This window comes from Paenibacillus sp. NN59, assembly GCF_057597225.1.
The window spans coordinates 1,935,086-1,953,325 of the sequence record NZ_CP199678.1 but is presented as its reverse complement, the minus strand read 5'-3'; the positions used below and the strand labels follow the sequence as shown (position 1 = coordinate 1,953,325).

Below are 18,240 nucleotides of genomic sequence, written 5' to 3'. Positions count from 1 at the left end.
TTGTCAAAACCCCAATTCCACTTTCTGAAGCAGAAATGTGAACTTTAAACGCTGAATAGCCACTCCGTGATGCCACAACCTCGCATTCATGCCTGATATATCTTATTTTCAGCCGTTTTCTTGATTTTTATTTCTAAAGTCCCTTCTTTTTGATGTGGCTTACTGCAACTGAACCGCCTCTCTACATCAAATAACGTAAATGGCCACCAAAAAGTTTAATCTAAAACTCACATTTTTTTACCTCATTTCAGCCATGTTGAATCATTGTATCTTTTTTAGCAGAATGAAGTCAAAAAAGACCATTGGTTTTTCATCCACTCTTTTACATGAATTTTACGTTCTTTACATGTCTTCTTCTTGAAAAGGACAACATTTAAAAATATGATAAACATATGCCTGAAATAACCTCAAGACCTTCAAAATCGGTTATATACTTAACAGGTGGCAAACCGACACGGGTAACTTCCCGGAAATACTGCCGTCCTCGGGACGGCCTAACTGGCAGGAGGCCAATATGAGCCGTTTTTTCTTAAAGTTTCAAAAGTACGATCGTAATGTGTTTATGTGGATTAACGGCCGGCTTCATAATCGTTTTATGAATTTCTGGCTGTACTATTTCACCCATCTTGGTGGAGCAACTTCTTCCATTGCAGTATCTTTGTTAATCTGGCTACTGGCCCCGGCTCCATGGAGTACGACTGGACTTCAAGCCTGTATCGCATTAGCGGTAAGTCATATTCCTGTAGCCATTGCCAAAAAATTGTATCCTCGCATTCGACCTTATCTGGCCTTGCCTGATACAATAACGTTTCGCAACCCACTGACAGATCATTCGTTTCCGTCGGGGCATACAACCGCTATTTTTTCGGTCACAGTACCCTTTATGACTACTGAGCCGTTTCTATTGCTGACTTTGCTTCCCGTGGCCCTTATTGTCGGATTCTCTCGAATCTATCTGGGGCTACACTATCCGTCCGATGTTTTGGCAGGAGCCACAATCGGTACTTTAGTCGCACTTGCTACAGTTGCATTCTGGACTTAAAGCCGATATGTTAGACTCAGGAAAACCTAGCAGGAACAGGTGAAGCAAGCGTGGAGAAAAAAAGAATCTTACTATTATCTGAGGGCTTTGGCGCAGGGCATACCCAAGCTGCTTATGCATTGTCCAGCCACTTACGAAAACTGTCGCCGAATATCCAGACCAAAGTGCTTGAACTCGGAAGCTTTCTTAACCCGAAAGTAGCACCACTTATCCTTAATGCATACAAAAGAACGGTGACCAATCAACCCAAACTTGTTGGATACATGTACAGACAGCAATATAAAAAGCCATTGAATCGGTTAACAACTCTTGCACTGCACAAAGTGTTTTACACCCATACCCGCAGTGTGGTGCGTCAGTTGCATCCGGATGCTATTGTCTGCACGCATCCCATTCCAAGTGCGGTTATATCCAGGTTAAAGCGGTTAGGTACGAAGGTGCCTTTATGTAACGTTTTAACGGATTATGATGCACATGGTACATGGATTAGTCCTGAAGTGGATCTGTATCTCGTCTCCTCAGACGAAGTTAAATCCAAGTTGATGCAACGAGGCGTATCCGTAGAGAAAATCAAAGTAACCGGTATCCCGGTGCACCCAAACTTCTGGGAGCATCCCGTGCACGACGAGATCCGATCCAGATTTAACCTAAAAAAAATGCCTACCGTGCTTGTGATGGGCGGTGGTTGGGGAATGCTCAGTGACAAAGTTGTTCACCAATTGTTAGCACGCTGGCATGAAGATATCCAGATTATTTTCTGTCTCGGACGTAATGACAAAATTCGGATTAGCATGGAACAGGACCCACTGTTCCAACAAGAAAATATCCACATTATCGGGTATACAACGGAAATTGATAAATTAATGGAAGTCTCTGATCTACTAATTACAAAACCAGGCGGAATGACTTGCAGTGAAGGTTTGGCAAAAGGTATTCCGATGCTGTTTCATAATCCGATCCCGGGTCAGGAGGAAGAGAATGTACATTATTTTACGACCAGAGGATTGGGTGAACGAATTACCTCCCTTGATGTGGTTGTAAAGTGGATGAACAAACTGCTTCATTCCTATCCTGAGGTGCTTCAGAAGCGAAAACGCCATCTGGCCGAGATAGCCAAAGTACATCCGATGGAAAGCGCGCAGTCTATTATGAATTTGTTACAGGATATACGGCCTGTATCATCAGAGTCGACCCGTTTATAACCTTGTATAGTTAGAAAATTCCGTCCTTCTTGTCTCTTATAACGAAGAGAAAAGGTGCCTTCGAAACTGAAGGCACCTTTTTTTTCTTAAGTCTGCAGAATAACCACAGTGCTTATTGTATACCAGCAGATTTCAGATACTCCTGCCATTGCTTTGTATACTCGGACTGAATTTTGTCCAGACCGGCTTGTTTTGCTTTTTCCATAAACGTATTCAAACCGCCCTCTACATCCGCAACAAGGCCTACGTTAAGTGGATACAGATATTGCTTCTCGACTTGCTCCAAAGCCGCTTTCTCAGCTTGATAAGGTGTCCAATCCTCGGCAAAACCAGTGAAGATATCCGGTTTTTTGATCTTATCAAGGTCTTTAAACATAGCGAGAACATCATCAAAGCTCTTGTCATACAGCATAAACTCCGGATTACGCCATGCCCAGCCATTCATACCTTCACGCGGGAAACCATTGCTTTGTGCATCGCCAATCATATGATAGTATCCGTCTTTTACTTCAAAGTTTTTGCCTTCCACACCATACTCGGTCAGCCAGTTGTAACGTTTGTCGGTTACAAGCTTCTCGTAAAATTCCAGTGCTCTTTCCGGATTTTTACTGCTCCGCGGAATGGCAAAACCGTTGTGAATCGGATGCACCGGCTGTGCAAAACCTTTCGCATTCGGATATGGGAAATATCCGAGTTTCCAGTCCGGGTGAGTGGACTGAACCTTGATCACATCAGAATTGAATTTGTTCGGATTCTCACCAGCGAGAATGACAGCTGCTTTACCATTTTGCAACAGGGAATTGGATGTATCCTTCACATTCAGTACGTTTTTCGGGAAAAAGCCTTTATCCATCCAGCGTTTGTATGTTTTCAGATCTTGTAAATGCTGTGGTGAGCCCCAATAGGACGTCACTGTTGATGGTGTATCATACATAATATCCAGGCCATATGGAAGCTGACCCGCCGTATTTACCAGCTTGGAAGTCAATTGACGAACACCATGCGTATGGTTTGCATTGCTGTCTGCAATCGGAATCATGTTGGGCTCATTCGCCTTGATGCCGTCCAGGTATGCTTCGAGCGTTTCCATCGATTCCGGCTTCGGCAGATTATACTTCTCACGCAGGTCTTCACGGTATGCAATACCTTCCGTTACGTATTCAATCCACGTGGATGGAACCGTGTAGATTTTGTCATTAATCTTAACAGCATTCCACATATCATCCGGGACATGAGATTTGAGCTTTGGTGTTTTTGCCAACAGTTCATCCAGCGGCAGGAAAGCACCTTTCTTCGCATAAGACTGGTAGTTCGTCCAGTCTGCTGTAAAGATTAAGTCAATCGGCTGTCCGGAAGACAGCAACAATTTATATTTTTGATCCCAGTCCGTCCAAGACGTAAAGTTGAATTTTACATTTACATTCAGATCGGCTTCAGCCAGCTTGTTAATCTCCGACTCAATCACAGGCAGGTCTTTCGGAGCATCTCCAAGCATGTAAAATTGCAGGGTTACTTTTTCGCCTTTACTATCCGATGAGCCTCCCTGAGCATTACCTTGCGCATTCCCTCCAGAACCGCCGCCGTTACATGCGGCCAGCACGCCAGCAAATAACATCAGAACAAGTACCATAGACAGGTGCCGAATCATTTTTTTACGCATATGCATCCTCCCTTTTTGTGTTAAACCTATATGTTAGCGCAGACCCGCTATACATCAGACCATTCATATCCTCAGTAGGCTGACGTCCCCAGCGTGTGTACGTTCTAACCTTTTACAGCTCCAATGGTGAGTCCTTTGACAAAATAACGTTGAACAAACGGATACAGGAACAAAATCGGGCCTGTTACGATGATCGCCATTGCCATCTTGGTCGACTCTGTTGGAACGTCTTGACTGAGCGTTACCCCCGTACCAATCGCCATCTGGTCAATGAAGGTAATCGTATTCATCGTGTTGTACAAATAAAATTGGAGCTGGTACATATCCGGGTTGTTGATAAACAAGGAAGATGTAAACCAGTCATTCCAATAACCCAGGGCAAGAAACAGTCCAACGGTTGCAATGCCCGGCATCGCCAGTTTTAACACAATGCTGAAATAAATCCGGAAATCGTTGGCACCGTCAATCTTCGCCGATTCGATCAGTTCATCCGGCACCGCGGAGCGAATAAAGTTTTTCATCAGAATGATCAGAAATGGTGTCATTAACCCTGGGAAAATGAGTACCGTATACGTATCTGTCAGATTGAAGTAGTTCGCCAGCATAATGTACCAGGGCACAAGACCTCCGCCAAACAACGTTGTGAAGTAAATGAAAAAGGAGAACGTGTTCCGGTATTTGAAATCTTTACGCTGGAGTACAAATCCCGCCATGGTGATAAAAAACAGACCCAGTGTTGTTCCCACAACCGTTGTGAACACCGTAACGCCATACGCTTTGAGAACTTGTGTGGGGAATTTGAATACCATTTTGTAACCTTCCAGAGAGAAGTGTGTTGGAAAAAGATGATAACCATCCCGCACGATCGATTCGTTGCTGCTGAATGAACCTGACAAAATGAGCAGGAATGGCAGCAGACACATCAATGACAAAACAATGATGATACCATAGGCAATTAGCTGAAAAGCCAAGTTGAATTCCGAATCTTTGGCACGGGTCCGGGTCCGTATCCGTCTTTGGGTATGCGTTTGTGTGCTCATAGTTGTTCTCCCTTCTGCCGTATAGGCGTGCTTATTCTAGAACAAGGCGTAATCTTCGTTAATTTTGCGGATAATGTAGTTGACCGTCATGATGAGAATGAACCCGAATAATGATTGGTACAAGCCAGCTGCTGTTGCCATACCGATATCAAAGGTTACTTTCAGTGAACGATAGACATACGTATCAATGATATCTGTAGCGTTGTAGAGCACGCCGTTATTCCCGATCAATTGATAGAACAGGTCAAACTGTCCTTTCATGATGCTGCCAAGCGAGAATAACAGGAGAATGACAAACGTTGGTTTGAGCATTGGCACTGTGATGTACCAGATCCGCTGAAAGATGTTCGCTCCGTCAATGCGCGCCGCTTCATAATACTCGTCACTTATTCCCGTTATAGCGGCCAGATAGATGACCATGCTGTACCCGAGGTTTTTCCATAAGTAAAAGATAATGATCAGAAACACCCATATCCATGGTGTGTTGTAGATATCCACCGGCCCTGCCTCAAAACGTTTGAGCACGGTATTCACAAACCCAGATTCATAGTTAAACATGTTGTAAGCGATTACACTTAATAGAACAAAAGAGATAAAGTACGGCAGGAACATGACGGACTGGGTTATTTTTTTGAACAACTTGCCCCGAATTTCACTGAGCATGATCGCACAAAAGATCGCCAGACCGTTCCCCAGTATAATGAAAGCCAGGTTATACCCTACGGTATTGGTCGTAAGTTTCAACAGCATTCCCGATTGCCAGAGAAATTTAAAGTTGTCTAACCCGACAAACGGGCTTCCGAATAATCCTCCTGCAAAATCATAACTGGTAAATGCGTAGTAAATACCGACCATCGGAAAATACGAGTTAATGAGAAAAAAGATCAGCGTGGGTAGCAGCATCAGAAACATGATTTTGTTTTTGTTCAATTCTTTGAGCATGGCTCGATCCCTCCCAAAATGTAACGGTGAAGCTCTGAATTCATTGTAGACTGACTTCTTCGTTAATGAATACTGAAGCTTCCTCCCATTGGTGAACGATACTGCGAATTAAGAAGTGAACAAAATGTACTAATTATGAAATGAACGCATGTACGTTCACAAAAGTTGATATCGTGCATAACTCCAGCCGAATGAACAATCCCGCGAAAGTTGAACTTTATCTAGGGAAAAGGAACCAAAACGCTTGTCCACCATTGATGTAAACGCATACATATTATATAATTCAAGTTACCTTGTACTTCTGTTTTGCTACATATGAAATTCAGTACTTCTTATGAAAAATACATAAGTTCACTCATATCAGAAGGTTCGAGGGGGAAAAAGAATGCGCAAACGTTCAGAGGACAGCCAGAAAGTGTTCACGCGGATTCTGATCGGTATTATTATCAGCACCGCCGCAACGCTACTTGTGGCATCAGCCATTTTATACGTTAACTACAATCGAATTGCTCTCCGTCAAGTCTATCGTACCGATGTGAATAGCCTCACCCAGACCAGCCGTGAAGTGGCCAAAATGACTGAAAGTGCCAAGTCTCTCTCCTACCAGATTTATCAGGACTACACGATCTCTTCCTTAATGCTCTACTCTAAGCCCAGTATCTATCAGATCACTTCGGCCATGGAGCAACTCGATAATTACCGTATGTCTCTTCCTTTTATTGAATCCATCTATGTATATAACTCTAAAAGCAGTGAATTTTTTATCAGTTCCGACGGGGTTCGCAATGGGCAGCAGTCTATATCCGAGATCGATGACCAGGGGATTAAACATATTCTGGATCGTTTCCATGACTATAAACCGTTTGTACCTATTCCGAGAACGTATAAGGTCGGCTCAACCGAAGCCAGTGAGGTGAACAGCTACACTTACCTGTGCTACGACACCATTAACGACAACGCCAAGCTCAATTACGCCGTTATCGTCAACATTAAGGATGACTGGCTTAGCCCCAATATGAATGCGGCAGACCAGCCTGGAAAAACCTTCATCGTGAATGAACAAGGCGACTTGTTGTCCGATTTTGGTGATCGCCCACTGCTTAACCATCTCGCAAACGAAACCTTCATGCGTCCAATTATGCAGGATACGGAGCATTCTGCTTATTTTACCGAGCAAGTGGATGGGGAAAACTCACTTATCACCTACACCGCCCCAGACAGTCTAGGATGGCGTTATGTGCGAATCACCCCCTATGACGTGATTACAGCCGATATTCGCGGTATGCGCACGCACACCCTGTTATTCTGCCTGGGGTTACTGGCCGCGGGTCTGATTCTCTCTTATCTTGTATCGCGCAAGCTATATCACCCGATTAACAACGTACTTGTCCGCATGCGCGTGATGGAAGCCGAACGCCGGGGTAGTCTGCACTTGCTCAGACAGGATTTTTTACGAGGTGCGCTACAAGGGCGGGAAACCGTAACCTGCAATATGCTGGAAGAGCGGATGAGGTTCTACGGTTCCCCCATAGATGTACATCAACCCTCAAGAATGGTGCTTTTGCGCATCGACCATTATACCGAATTTTGCGAGACTTATCGGGATGATACCAAGTTAGTCAAATACGCAATGATGAACATTTGCACCGAAACCGCAGATATTCACTATTATGTTGAAGCTGTGGATATGGGCGGTGACCTGATTACGCTTCTGTTTAATGAAAAATCGAAAAATGATTCTTTGTCAGAGAATGAGGCTTCGGCTTCGCATCAAATTGAGGAATTGCTACGTATGATGCAGGCTGCAGTCATGACCCATCTCAAATGCTCCATCTCCTGTACGCTGGGTCCAGAGGAAAATTCACTGGAGGAATGTATTGAAGGTTACGCTCGTTCCGCTGAAGCATCGCTGCATCGCCTGTTCATGGGGCCAGGTTGCTTGATTCATACCGCAAGCATTATGGCGTATCAGAGCAAAGAGTATACTTTTCCCGCAGGCAAAGAAAGACAGCTTGTGGAATGCTTAATGACCGGCAAAACTGAGGAAGCCAAGCTAATATATGCAGATATCGTGAGTGAGACGGCCGCTTATCCGTTCACCGTCTTTCAACTCGCTCTGTCCCATCTGACGATGACCCTTAATCATGTTCGCAATACCCTTAAGAAGAACAATCAACTTACACTGGATTCCGTTTCAGGCAGTTTGATGCTTCCGGTGAAAAATGCTGAGGATCTCAGCGAGGTGCATGAACATTTTTATCGGATGTTTGACGAACTCGGCTCCAAGGTGGAGGAAAAACGCACACTCAAGCATGAGGAACTTATTCGGAGAATCAACGATATTGTTGAACGGGATTATGCTGACCCGAATCTGTGCTTAACCTCAATCGCAGAGGAATTAAGCATGTCGCCAATCTATGTCAGCAGGTTATATAAACAGCTCACATTGAAAGGACTTACAGATGTCATTAATGAGACACGCATTGCTAAAGCACAACATATGCTCGTGCAGACCGAAAATTCCGTTGCGGATATCGCCGAGCGAACCGGTTTTACCAACAGTTCTTATTTTTATCGGATGTTTAAAAAATTGAACGGCGTAACCCCTAACGATTATCGCCGTAAAGAACTTCATTCTGAGCATCTGTAACCTTTGTTTATAAAAGAAAAAGAGCGGTACCTTGGAGCAATGCATTTGCCCTTGGATACCGCCCTTTTTATGCTTCGTCCTGATCTTCACCAGACTCGTCTGTCGCTTCACGCACTTTGTACTTATCCAGACGCATTTCATTGTACTCTCGTAAAGCCTCTTCCCCTACAATCACTTCGACCCGATGAATGTTCATGCCTTTACCCATGAATTTTTGTTCATACTCGGTCATGACATGCTCTTCATTCAAACCCTCACGGTGCAGGTTCAGAGACAAATTCGTCATCTGCAAGCCAAAATCAGCGATTGAGTTCAGGGAGAACTCAAACAACGTTTCTGAATCCGTTTTAAAATGAATCTGTCCTTTGGGATTCAGCAACTCAATGTATTTTTTCAAGAAACGTGGGTGTGTCAACCGGCGGCGTGCATGTTTCGCTTTTGGCCAAGGATCACTAAAATTCAAATAAATGCGTTCCAGTTCCTTCGGATCAAACACCTCTTCGATCTGTTCGATGTTCGCAAGCGCCAGCTTCAAGTTCGGGGGTGTCTCTACCTCAGCTTGACTCCAGGCGTTACGCGCCTTCTCACTGGCACGACGAACGAGCTCATCATACATATCGATACCGATAAAATTATATTGTGGATATTTATAACTCATTTGGCTGATAAATTGACCTTTACCCATGCCAAACTCGACAAAGATCGGATGATCATTGCCGAACAGCTCCGCCCACTTGCCTTTGTGTTGCTTTGGCTCCAGTACAACAAGATCCTCTTGTTGCTCCAGATTTTCTCTAATGCCTTTTCTACCACGTAAACGCATGTTATTCCTCCGTTTGTCCATACTTGTCTTAGACTCATTTTGCCCAAGAACCGGCAAATTGTAAAGAGCAATGAAAAAGGAATCTCCGGACCTGCCACGTTGGGCAAATCTCAAAGATTCCCTTCTCGATTTATTTGGAATTGGGGTCCAACTACTTTAGTAGTTCATAGTCTACCTTATCTTGGTGTGAAAAATCAAATGTCTTTTCGAAAGCATCGCGAACTTTTTGTCTTGCAGCCGCTTTCACTTTCGGATTTCCATTAAAACGAACGCCTGTCAGGGCCAGCGCCTCTTCTGCCGTCAGTTCAACAGATACATGCTGGAATTCGTTATTTTTAACTTGGGAATTCATTCATATCACCTCACGGTATAGTATGATCCATGACGTCAACATTCATTCAAATGCCACGATGAAAACTACTCACTGGATGGTGTCTGACGCTGATTTAAATATAACACAAGGTGTAAACTATATCAAGTAAAAAACCTTGATTTGGCGGCCTTTTTTTTCGTTTGCATTCCCCTTTTTTTCGGATTTTTGGTACAATAAATGACGAAAACCGCACAGCATCTGCATACCCTGCTCAGGTATGATATTACAGAATAAGAAATGAACCAAAAAAGGGCTACATTTTAAGCCATAGACCTCAAAGGAGTACCTTGAAAATGAATGCACCAGCTACACAAGCGCCACTAATGTGGGGGGATAAACGGTTCCATACCTGGAATTATGAAATGCGAGATCAATTTAACAACAAAGTATTTAAAGTGATGCTGGATGCCGGGTTCACCTGCCCGAATCGGGATGGCTCCATTGCCAAAGGGGGCTGTACCTTCTGCAGTGCACGGGGTTCAGGCGATTATGCAGGAAGCAGACGTGAAGACCTCGTCAGCCAATTCAATACGATTCGCGACAGGCAACATCTGAAATGGCCTTCGGCTCACTATATCGGTTATTTTCAGGCGTACACCAACACCTATGCACCAGTCGAAGAACTGCGTGAATACTTTGAAGAGATTTTACAACAGCCCGGCGTTGTCGGTTTATCCATTGCTACTCGCCCGGACTGTTTACCGGATGACGTTGTGGAGTATTTGGCAGAGCTTAATCAGCGAACCTATTTATGGGTAGAGATGGGACTTCAGACGATTCATGATTCCACTTCGACTTTGATCAACCGTGCACATGATACGTCGTGTTATGAAGAAGCGGTAGAAAAGCTACGTAAACACAATATTCGAGTCTGCACGCACATTATCTATGGCTTGCCGCAAGAAACCCACGAAATGATGCTGGATACCGGTCGCGCGGTGGCAAATATGGACGTGCAGGGCATTAAGATTCATCTGCTTCATCTCATGCGCAAAACGCCGATGGTTAAGCAATATGAAGCGGGTCTGCTTCGTTTCCTTGGACAGGATGAGTATATCAAGCTAATTGTAGATACCCTCGAGATGCTCCCACCGGAAATGATTGTACATCGTCTTACAGGAGATGCCCCGCGCGACCTGCTTATTGGCCCCATGTGGTCATTGAACAAATGGGAAGTTCTGAATTCCATCGACCGAGAACTGCGTAAACGCGATACATGGCAGGGTAAGTATTGGAGGGAGGCATAAATGGGCTTTCTATCGGTTCTCAGCTGTGCACATCAATGGATTGGTTCTCGGCTCCAGCTAGGAGATTTCGCCATTGATGCCACGGTGGGCACAGGTGCTGATACCTTGTTTCTCGCAAAGCAGGTAGGCCAGCGAGGTCAGGTCATCGGATTTGATATTCAAAACGAAGCGCTAACACTGGCTCAGGCCAGGATTCGAAAGCAATCTGAAAGCAGCAAACTCGGCTCTATTTCCATGATGGAATTAAGCCATGCACGCATGGCCGAAGCCGTACCGGGCGCCTGGATTGGTAAAGTAGGAGCTATTATGTTTAATCTGGGTTACTTACCGGCTGAAGGGGCAGATGCTTCTATAATGACAGAAACAACGAGCACAATCACAGCACTTGAAGCTGCTATAAAGTTATTGCGTCCACGCGGTATAATTACTGTCGTGTTATATCCGGGTCACGAAGGTGGTGATCAGGAAGCTGATGCTGTATCTACATGGGCAACCGCTTTACCTGTCGAACAGGCTCAGGTTGTGATGTACCGCCAGTTGCAACGTCAAACTTCACCTTATTTAATCGGTATTGAAAAAAAATAAAAAATAATTCTCTTTGTTCACCAAATGAAATACACTGAACACATTGACTGGACAAGCCTTTGCTGGTTCACTCAACATCGCAGTTGCCACCTACATGGTGCAACTGTATTCTGCACATGTTCATCTACATCTGCATATGCCGATCGTTAGAGGGGCCTGAACTGGTTAAAGCGAATCACCATTTCATATACTAGAGGAGAGATATCCATGTCTACGCCATACCCGCTTCAATTCCAACCCGAATTCAAAGAACGTGTGTGGGGAGGCCGAGCGCTCGAGCAATTTGGCCTAACACCCCCTGAAGGACATATTGGTGAAGGCTGGATGATTGCAGATCACGCCAATGGTACGACCAAGGTAATAAATGGACCACTCGCTGGCAAAGGACTTGATGAGGTTCGTGAACAACTCGGAACATCCTGGCTGGGAACCAAAGGCGTTTCTGAAAAAGGCGGACGCTTTCCTCTGTTAATCAAACTGCTTGATTGTAACGATGACCTATCCGTTCAGGTTCATCCTACAGATGATTACAAGGCTCTTCCTCCAGGTGAACTGGGTAAAACCGAAATGTGGTACGTACTCGACGCCAAACCCGGCGCCCATATTATTTACGGTCTTAATGAAGGTGTAGATCGAGAAGAGCTGAGAAAGGCCCTGGAGAATGGCACCGTTATGGACACTCTTCGTCAAGTACCTGTGGAAGCCGGAGATACATTCTTTATCCCTGCAGGAACGGTGCACGCTCTCTGCGCAGGTGTTGTTGTAGCAGAAATACAACAAAATTCAGATACAACGTACCGGATCTATGATTACAACCGACCTGGACTGGACGGCAAGCCACGTGAACTACATGTAGAAGATTCCTTAAATGTCACGGCCTATGAAGGCGCCGGAGCCACAACAATGAAAACCAGCAATACAGTACCTGGTGAATGGCTCCAGCTTGCTTCTTGTCCTTACTTTGTAGTAGAGAAAGGCGTGGTGACTGAACGTTGGGATTTATCTACGACACCGGACAGCTTTACCATTCTTGTTGTATGTGAAGGTGAGGGTGCGCTTGAATGGAGTGGTTCTGAGGAAGGCGAGCAGCTGACATTGAAAGCAGGTCAATGTTATCTTTTGCCGGCTAATCTGGGTAACTATACATTAAGTGGCAATACAACCGTTCTTCGATCCTATCTTCCTTAAGTTTTAGTCAACGATAACCTGTGAAGGAGGAATTACACGAGATGCAGGAATCTACCTTTACGCTGATGGGCAATGAAGGTACCCGTGTTCATGTATACTGCTGGCTTCCCGATCTGGACGAACACATTCAAGGCGTTGTACAGATCGCGCATGGAATGGGCGAAACCGCAGCGCGTTATGCCGAATTTGCGGGTTATCTTACGAAACACGGCTTTGCTGTGTATGCTAATGACCATCGGGGTCATGGCAGAACGGTGGAGAGCACCGAAGCACTGGGTGATGCAGGTGTGGACGCATTTCGCTGGATGGCTAAAGATATGGTCAATCTGGGCGAGCTAGTTGCCAAAGAACATCCAGATGTCCCTCTGTTCCTTATGGGGCACAGTATGGGTTCTTTTTTGGTACAGCACCTCATGTATGCGGGACATGAGAGATACTACGCGTTTGTGCTGTCCGGTACAAACGGCAAACGAGGCTTGCTTCGGTTTGGAGAAAAACTGGCTCTACTCCAGTGCGGCATTCAAGGTGACAATCATCGAAGCCTGTTACTGAATGCCATTGTATTTGGCGGATTTAACCGCGCTTTCCGGCCAGCCACAACCCCCTTTGACTGGTTATCTCGTGACCGGCAGGAAGTACAGCGATTCATCGATGACCCAATGTGTGGAGCGATATGTACCGCTGGTTTTTTTCGAGATTTCTTTAAACTGTTACTCGAAATCCATCTTCCTCAGCATATGGAACGTATCCCGAAACACAAGCCGGTTCTTCTGTTCTCTGGTGAACTAGATCCTGTCGGACTTCGGGGCAAAGGTGTGCTTAACCTATACTCTCAGTATCAGAAGCTTGGACTTCAAGATGTAGAATATCATCTTTATCCAGGCGGACGGCATGAGATGCTCCATGAGACCAATCGTAACGAAGTGGCTCATGATGTCCTGAGTTGGTTAAAACGTCATATGCCGACGATCGAGCAGCAACATACACAAAATAGTAGTCAACAAGATGCCGATACCGTTCCGTCTTTTGAAATTCAATCGAATCAGACAGCTTTGATGTAAGAAATCTATTTCTGATTCTATTCCGATTCAAATGTGAGCAAAAACCCCCTGAACGAGCACAGTATGTAATGTGCTCATTCAGGGGGTTTTATTCTAGTGAAGTATCTCAGAATTCATAGGATGAGAAATAAAGTCCAATGCTAATCTCAGAAGTCATTAACCTTCAATCAACAATGATTCTGGATCTTCAAGCAATTCTTTGACAGTCACCAGGAATCGTACGGCTTCGCTTCCATCAATAATCCGGTGATCGTAGGACAAGGCGATGTACATCATTGGACGGTTTTCCATCCGTTCAGCATCAATCGCTACCGGACGAAGCTGAATTTTGTGCATCCCGAGAATACCTACCTGAGGAGTATTCAAGATTGGTGTAGACAATAGGGAGCCAAAGGTTCCGCCATTCGTAATCGTAAAGGTTCCGCCTTGCAGATCAGACAATGCCAGCGTATTCGAACGCGCTTTGGACGCCAGATCTGCAATGCTTCTTTCGATTTCGGCAAAGCCCAGACGGTCAGCATCACGTACAACCGGAACAACCAGACCTTCTTTGGCAGATACCGCAATACCGATATCGTAGAATTTTTTCAACACAACGTCTTCGCCATCAATCTCTGCGTTAATCGTTGGGAATTTTTTAAGTGCACCGACAACCGCTTTGGTAAAGAAAGACATGAAGCCCAGGTTAATATCATGCTTCTCTTTGAACTTGTCCTTCCGACGTTTACGAACGTCCATGATCGCTGTCATGTCAACCTCATTGAACGTCGTCAACATCGCTGCGGTCTGCTGTGCTTCAACCAAACGCTTCGCAATGGTTGCCCGGCGACGGGACATACGCTGACGCTCTACAGGCTTGGCAAAAGTTGCGCCGCTGGCTGCTGGAGCACTAGGTGCGGAAGCAGGAGCTTTAGCTGCTGGTGGTGCCACTGGAGTGGACGGCTGACTTCCATGGCTTTTCACATCATCCTGATACACGCGGCCAATCGGATCTTTGCTCTGTACTTGATCCAACTCAATCCCACGCTCACGAGCAAGCTTGCGTGCAGAAGGAGACGCTGTTTTGTTGCTATCGGATGACTCTGGTGGTGCCGCAACAGCAGCCGGTGCTACTGGAGCTTCCGGAGCTGGTGCAGAAGCGGGTTTGGATTCAGCCGCTGCCGGTTCGGAAGCAGCCGGAGCGTTTCCGCCCCCTGCTCCTGCCGAAAGTGTACCGATCGTTTCACCGATAACTACCGTCTCGCCTTCTTGACGAATGATTTTCTCGAGCACACCGCTCTCCTCAGCACTGATCTCGATGTTGACTTTATCGGTCTCCAGTTCAAGCAGAACATCCCCCTGATTAACGGCGTCTCCTTCTTTGACCATCCATCTGGATACCGTTCCCTCAGTTATTGACTCACCCATTGCAGGTACTTTAATTTCACTCACAGCTGTTACCTCCCCAGTGGAATATTATTCTTCGCCGTTTGTTTCAACGCTGCTGTAATAATCAATTGTTGCTCCATGCTATGCACAAGCTGGTAACCGCTGGAAGGACTTGCATGTTCCGGACGGCCTTCATATCTCACGGTAGTGCCTTCAGGCGCGATCTCGCGAAGACGAGGCTCCATATATGTCCATGCACCCATGTTTTTGTTCTCTTCCTGCACCCATACCAGCTCTTTTAATTGGCTGAAACGTGCGAGTACACGTTTGATCTCTTCTGCTGGGAACGGATAGAGTTGCTCGACACGAATAATGTGAAGCCAGGAATAATCGCCCTTCTCCTTTTCAATCGCATCTTCCAGATCAATAGCAACTTTACCGCTGCACAAAATAATGCGTTCTACCCGATCCGGTTTTGTGCCCAGACCTGGTTGCTCCAGCACAAGTTCGAATTTACCTTCACTAAATTCCACAGCTGGTGATGCAACACGCGGATTACGAATCAAGCTTTTGGGTGACATCATCACAAGTGGGCGTGCATCTTCTGTCTCGGTTAAAGAAGCTTGACGACGCAACAGGTGGAAGTACTGTGAAGCACTCGACAGATTAACCACAGTCATATTGTCTTCCGCACACAATTGCAGGAAACGTTCCAGACGTGCGCTCGTATGTTCTGGCCCTTGTCCTTCGTTAGCGTGTGGCAACAACATGACCAGACTCGATTTTTGAGACCATTTTGCACGCCCTGCTGATATGAACTGGTCGAAAATGACCTGTGCACAGTTTGCAAAATCACCAAATTGTGCTTCCCAGATTACGAGTGTATCCGGTGAGTACACGTTGTATCCATATTCAAATCCAACGACAGACTCTTCTGACAATGGGCTATTATAGATCGCAAACGATGCTTTTGCTTGTGGCAGATGATGCAACGGACAGAATTTATCACCATTCGTAGCATCATGCAACACAAGGTTACGATGAGCGAAGGTTGCACGCTCGGCATCTTGACCACTGATTCGGATCGGCTTGCCATCTGCCAATATCGTCGCAAATGCGAGCGTTTCTGCAAGGCTCCAGTCTACTTTTTCCCCTTCATTAAGAGCCGTACTCCGGCGTTGCAAAATCCGTTGCAATTTTGGATAAACATTAAAAGTCTCTGGCCATTTCAGAAGATCGGCATTAATGCTGCGCAATTGCTCCAAAGGCACCGCTGTCGGCGTAATTGTGACTGCCTCGGACTCACTGATGTTGCGCTGATAGTATTCATGCACTTCATTTTTCTTCATCTGATCATAGGCTTCTTTTAAGCGATCTGCTACGCCATCACGTACACTCGCGATGAATGCATCATCAATGACCGATTCCTTCTTAAGCATATCCTGATACAGATGACTGACTGTTGGGTGATTCTTCACTTTGTCATACACGAGCGGCTGCGTCGTTTCGGGATCATCTGTTTCGTTATGACCATAACGACGATATCCGATAAGGTCAATCAGGAAATCCTTCTTGAAACGGTTGCGATATTCCGCTGCCATGCGAATTGCCGCAATACAAGCATCTGGGTTATCTGCGTTGACATGCACAATCGGAATCTCATAACCTTTGGCAAGGTCACTCGCATAATAAGTTGAACGTGAGTCACTGCTGTCCGTAGTGAACCCAAGACGGTTGTTCACAATGATGTGAATCGTTCCGCCATTCTGGTATCCTGGCAATGCCTTGAAGTTCAGCGTTTCGGCCACAATACCTTCTCCCGGGAATGCCGCATCCCCGTGCATCAGAATGGTCGCTGCTTTGGTTACATCCTGCTTCGGATAACCTGGTTCACGGCGATCATCTTGAGCTGCACGTGCAAAACCTTGCACAACCGGATTGACGTATTCCAGATGGCTAGGGTTGTTGGCGAGTGTCAGGCGAGCCTGTACAGTCTCCCCGTCTTTTACAAAACGGTTCGCGCCCATATGGTATTTGACATCCCCCGTCCAACCATAATTGATTCCGGTTGAACCTTCTGATGGAACCAAGTCTTTGTTCGGGGCATGATGGAATTCAGAGAAAATTTTGCTGTACGGCTTGCCCAGGACATGAGCGAGCACGTTCAGACGTCCGCGGTGAGCCATCCCCATCAAAATATGACTGGAGCCTGCTTCTGCCATAAGGCGGACTGCTTCATCCAGCATAGGAACAAGTACATCGTTCCCTTCAATGGAGAAACGTTTCTGTCCAACAAACGTTTTGTGCAGGAAATCTTCAAATTGCTCAGCTTCAACCAAACGTTCCAACAACGCTGTACGTTCTTGTTGCGTAAGCGGGGCCGGGGATGTGCGGGATTCCGCACGACGGTTCAACCACTCGCGTTCTTGTACTTCATGCACATGGCTGAATTCGTAAGCGATCGGACCTGTATAGATTTGACGAAGACGTTGAATTGCATCCCAGCCAGTCGTTGTCTGACCGTCTGCACCTTCCCAGATCAGGGACGCAGGCAGTGCTTTCAAATCTTCCTCATTTAATTGAAAATGCTTAGGCTCCAGCAAAGACGTATCTGTTGCTTCACTGATTCCAAGTGGATCAATATCTGCAGCCAGATGGCCATACGTACGGATGTTCCATACAAGTTTGCCTGCTGTAACCGCTTTCTGCAATAGTTGAATATCTACATTTCCAGAAGCAGCTTGACCATTCCCGTTATTCGAAAGAGTCTCTGCACCCTTGCCGGACATCGGCGGTGCTCCCCACTGCTCGAACAATTCACGATAGGCCGGTGTCACTGCACCCGGATCTTGGGTGAATAATTCATACTGTTCTTGTACGTATCCCATATTGGGACCATAGTAACTCTCCCAGGGTTTCATGTTGCCTTTCTCGATCGTCATCGACGTTCCCTCCGTCTTGATTTTGTCATAGGGTTTGACGGAAATCATTGAATAAGCTGTAATTCGCGTTCGTTCAACATTTTAAGCGAAATTTTTCATGAAGTCCAATCATCGTGC

At 45.7% G+C, this 18,240-nt stretch carries 14 protein-coding genes; 7 read left to right on the top strand and 7 right to left on the bottom strand.

Translation table 11 applies throughout. The features are described 5' to 3' along the window. Window positions 1-514: 514 nt before the first annotated feature. Together ACT89M_RS08790 and ACT89M_RS08785 are read left to right on the top strand one after the other, a co-directional pair. Window positions 515-1,042 (top strand): phosphatase PAP2 family protein, encoded by a 528-nt coding sequence (locus ACT89M_RS08790; protein WP_090922188.1) that lies wholly within the window; start codon window positions 515-517, stop codon window positions 1,040-1,042. Between the two features lie 50 nt (window positions 1,043-1,092). Continuing rightward, on the top strand, window positions 1,093-2,244 hold the full coding sequence (locus tag ACT89M_RS08785; protein ID WP_154886917.1) for an MGDG synthase family glycosyltransferase: 1,152 nt from the start codon (window positions 1,093-1,095) through the stop codon (window positions 2,242-2,244). A gap of 112 nt (window positions 2,245-2,356) precedes the next feature. Here the strand turns inward: ACT89M_RS08785 and ACT89M_RS08780 are convergent, their stop codons facing one another. The 3 genes from ACT89M_RS08780 to ACT89M_RS08770 all read right to left on the bottom strand — a co-directional run bounded on the left by ACT89M_RS08780 (window position 2,357) and on the right by ACT89M_RS08770 (window position 5,886). Then, window positions 2,357-3,910, bottom strand: coding sequence for an ABC transporter substrate-binding protein (locus ACT89M_RS08780; protein ID WP_154886919.1), 1,554 nt, complete (start codon window positions 3,908-3,910; stop codon window positions 2,357-2,359). Between the two features lie 98 nt (window positions 3,911-4,008). Beyond that, window positions 4,009-4,944, bottom strand: coding sequence for a carbohydrate ABC transporter permease (locus tag ACT89M_RS08775; protein ID WP_244159348.1), 936 nt, complete (start codon window positions 4,942-4,944; stop codon window positions 4,009-4,011). 36 nt (window positions 4,945-4,980) lie between these two features. Next, on the bottom strand, window positions 4,981-5,886 hold the full coding sequence (locus ACT89M_RS08770; RefSeq protein WP_090922181.1) for an ABC transporter permease: 906 nt from the start codon (window positions 5,884-5,886) through the stop codon (window positions 4,981-4,983). Between the two features lie 385 nt (window positions 5,887-6,271). Here ACT89M_RS08770 and ACT89M_RS08765 point away from each other — a divergent pair, with 385 nt between their 5' ends. Next, window positions 6,272-8,536: an AraC family transcriptional regulator gene (locus ACT89M_RS08765; RefSeq protein WP_154886921.1), complete on the top strand. Its 2,265-nt coding sequence runs from the start codon at window positions 6,272-6,274 to the stop codon at window positions 8,534-8,536. Window positions 8,537-8,603: 67 nt separating this feature from the next. Here ACT89M_RS08765 and trmB read toward each other — a convergent pair whose 3' ends face one another. Both trmB and ACT89M_RS08755 read right to left on the bottom strand, forming a co-directional pair. Next, window positions 8,604-9,359, bottom strand: a complete 756-nt coding sequence (gene trmB, locus ACT89M_RS08760) for a tRNA (guanosine(46)-N7)-methyltransferase TrmB (RefSeq protein WP_154886924.1) — start codon at window positions 9,357-9,359, stop codon at window positions 8,604-8,606. Window positions 9,360-9,510: 151 nt separating this feature from the next. Beyond that, on the bottom strand, window positions 9,511-9,711 hold the full coding sequence (locus ACT89M_RS08755; protein ID WP_090922175.1) for a hypothetical protein: 201 nt from the start codon (window positions 9,709-9,711) through the stop codon (window positions 9,511-9,513). Window positions 9,712-10,025: 314 nt separating this feature from the next. Between ACT89M_RS08755 and mnmL the strand changes: the two genes are divergently transcribed. The 4 genes from mnmL (at window position 10,026) to ACT89M_RS08735 (ending at window position 13,813) form a co-directional block, all read left to right on the top strand. Further along, the gene (gene mnmL, locus ACT89M_RS08750; protein ID WP_308722139.1) at window positions 10,026-10,979 is read left to right on the top strand and encodes a tRNA modification radical SAM protein MnmL/YtqA; all 954 of its coding nucleotides are present in this window, start codon (window positions 10,026-10,028) and stop codon (window positions 10,977-10,979) included. Next, the gene (gene mnmM, locus ACT89M_RS08745; protein ID WP_308722140.1) at window positions 10,980-11,564 is read left to right on the top strand and encodes a tRNA 5-(aminomethyl)-2-thiouridylate-methyltransferase MnmM; all 585 of its coding nucleotides are present in this window, start codon (window positions 10,980-10,982) and stop codon (window positions 11,562-11,564) included. It abuts the gene before it with no gap. 207 nt (window positions 11,565-11,771) lie between these two features. Beyond that, the gene (locus ACT89M_RS08740) at window positions 11,772-12,752 is read left to right on the top strand and encodes a type I phosphomannose isomerase catalytic subunit (protein ID WP_154886931.1); all 981 of its coding nucleotides are present in this window, start codon (window positions 11,772-11,774) and stop codon (window positions 12,750-12,752) included. A gap of 41 nt (window positions 12,753-12,793) precedes the next feature. Beyond that, window positions 12,794-13,813 (top strand): alpha/beta fold hydrolase, encoded by a 1,020-nt coding sequence (locus ACT89M_RS08735; protein ID WP_154886933.1) that lies wholly within the window; start codon window positions 12,794-12,796, stop codon window positions 13,811-13,813. A gap of 156 nt (window positions 13,814-13,969) precedes the next feature. Here ACT89M_RS08735 and odhB read toward each other — a convergent pair whose 3' ends face one another. Together odhB and ACT89M_RS08725 are read right to left on the bottom strand one after the other, a co-directional pair. Beyond that, window positions 13,970-15,244, bottom strand: a complete 1,275-nt coding sequence (gene odhB / locus ACT89M_RS08730) for a 2-oxoglutarate dehydrogenase complex dihydrolipoyllysine-residue succinyltransferase (protein ID WP_253495913.1) — start codon at window positions 15,242-15,244, stop codon at window positions 13,970-13,972. A 5-nt stretch (window positions 15,245-15,249) separates the two neighbouring features. After that, window positions 15,250-18,123 (bottom strand): 2-oxoglutarate dehydrogenase E1 component, encoded by a 2,874-nt coding sequence (locus ACT89M_RS08725; RefSeq protein WP_308722141.1) that lies wholly within the window; start codon window positions 18,121-18,123, stop codon window positions 15,250-15,252. Between the last annotated feature and the right edge of the window lie 117 nt (window positions 18,124-18,240).

Bases quoted from the DNA above. Each gene is read 5' to 3' on its own strand.
- ACT89M_RS08740 (WP_154886931.1), top strand. From the start codon at position 11,772: ATGTCTACGCCATACCCGCTTCAATTCCAACCCGAATTCAAAGAACGT.
- ACT89M_RS08770 (WP_090922181.1), bottom strand. From the start codon at position 5,886: ATGCTCAAAGAATTGAACAAAAACAAAATCATGTTTCTGATGCTGCTA.
- ACT89M_RS08775 (WP_244159348.1), bottom strand. From the start codon at position 4,944: ATGAGCACACAAACGCATACCCAAAGACGGATACGGACCCGGACCCGT.
- ACT89M_RS08735 (WP_154886933.1), top strand. From the start codon at position 12,794: ATGCAGGAATCTACCTTTACGCTGATGGGCAATGAAGGTACCCGTGTT.
- ACT89M_RS08755 (WP_090922175.1), bottom strand. From the start codon at position 9,711: ATGAATTCCCAAGTTAAAAATAACGAATTCCAGCATGTATCTGTTGAA.
- ACT89M_RS08725 (WP_308722141.1), bottom strand. From the start codon at position 18,123: ATGACGATCGAGAAAGGCAACATGAAACCCTGGGAGAGTTACTATGGT.
- trmB (WP_154886924.1), bottom strand. From the start codon at position 9,359: ATGCGTTTACGTGGTAGAAAAGGCATTAGAGAAAATCTGGAGCAACAA.
- ACT89M_RS08790 (WP_090922188.1), top strand. From the start codon at position 515: ATGAGCCGTTTTTTCTTAAAGTTTCAAAAGTACGATCGTAATGTGTTT.
- ACT89M_RS08780 (WP_154886919.1), bottom strand. From the start codon at position 3,910: ATGCATATGCGTAAAAAAATGATTCGGCACCTGTCTATGGTACTTGTT.
- mnmM (WP_308722140.1), top strand. From the start codon at position 10,980: ATGGGCTTTCTATCGGTTCTCAGCTGTGCACATCAATGGATTGGTTCT.
- ACT89M_RS08765 (WP_154886921.1), top strand. From the start codon at position 6,272: ATGCGCAAACGTTCAGAGGACAGCCAGAAAGTGTTCACGCGGATTCTG.
- mnmL (WP_308722139.1), top strand. From the start codon at position 10,026: ATGAATGCACCAGCTACACAAGCGCCACTAATGTGGGGGGATAAACGG.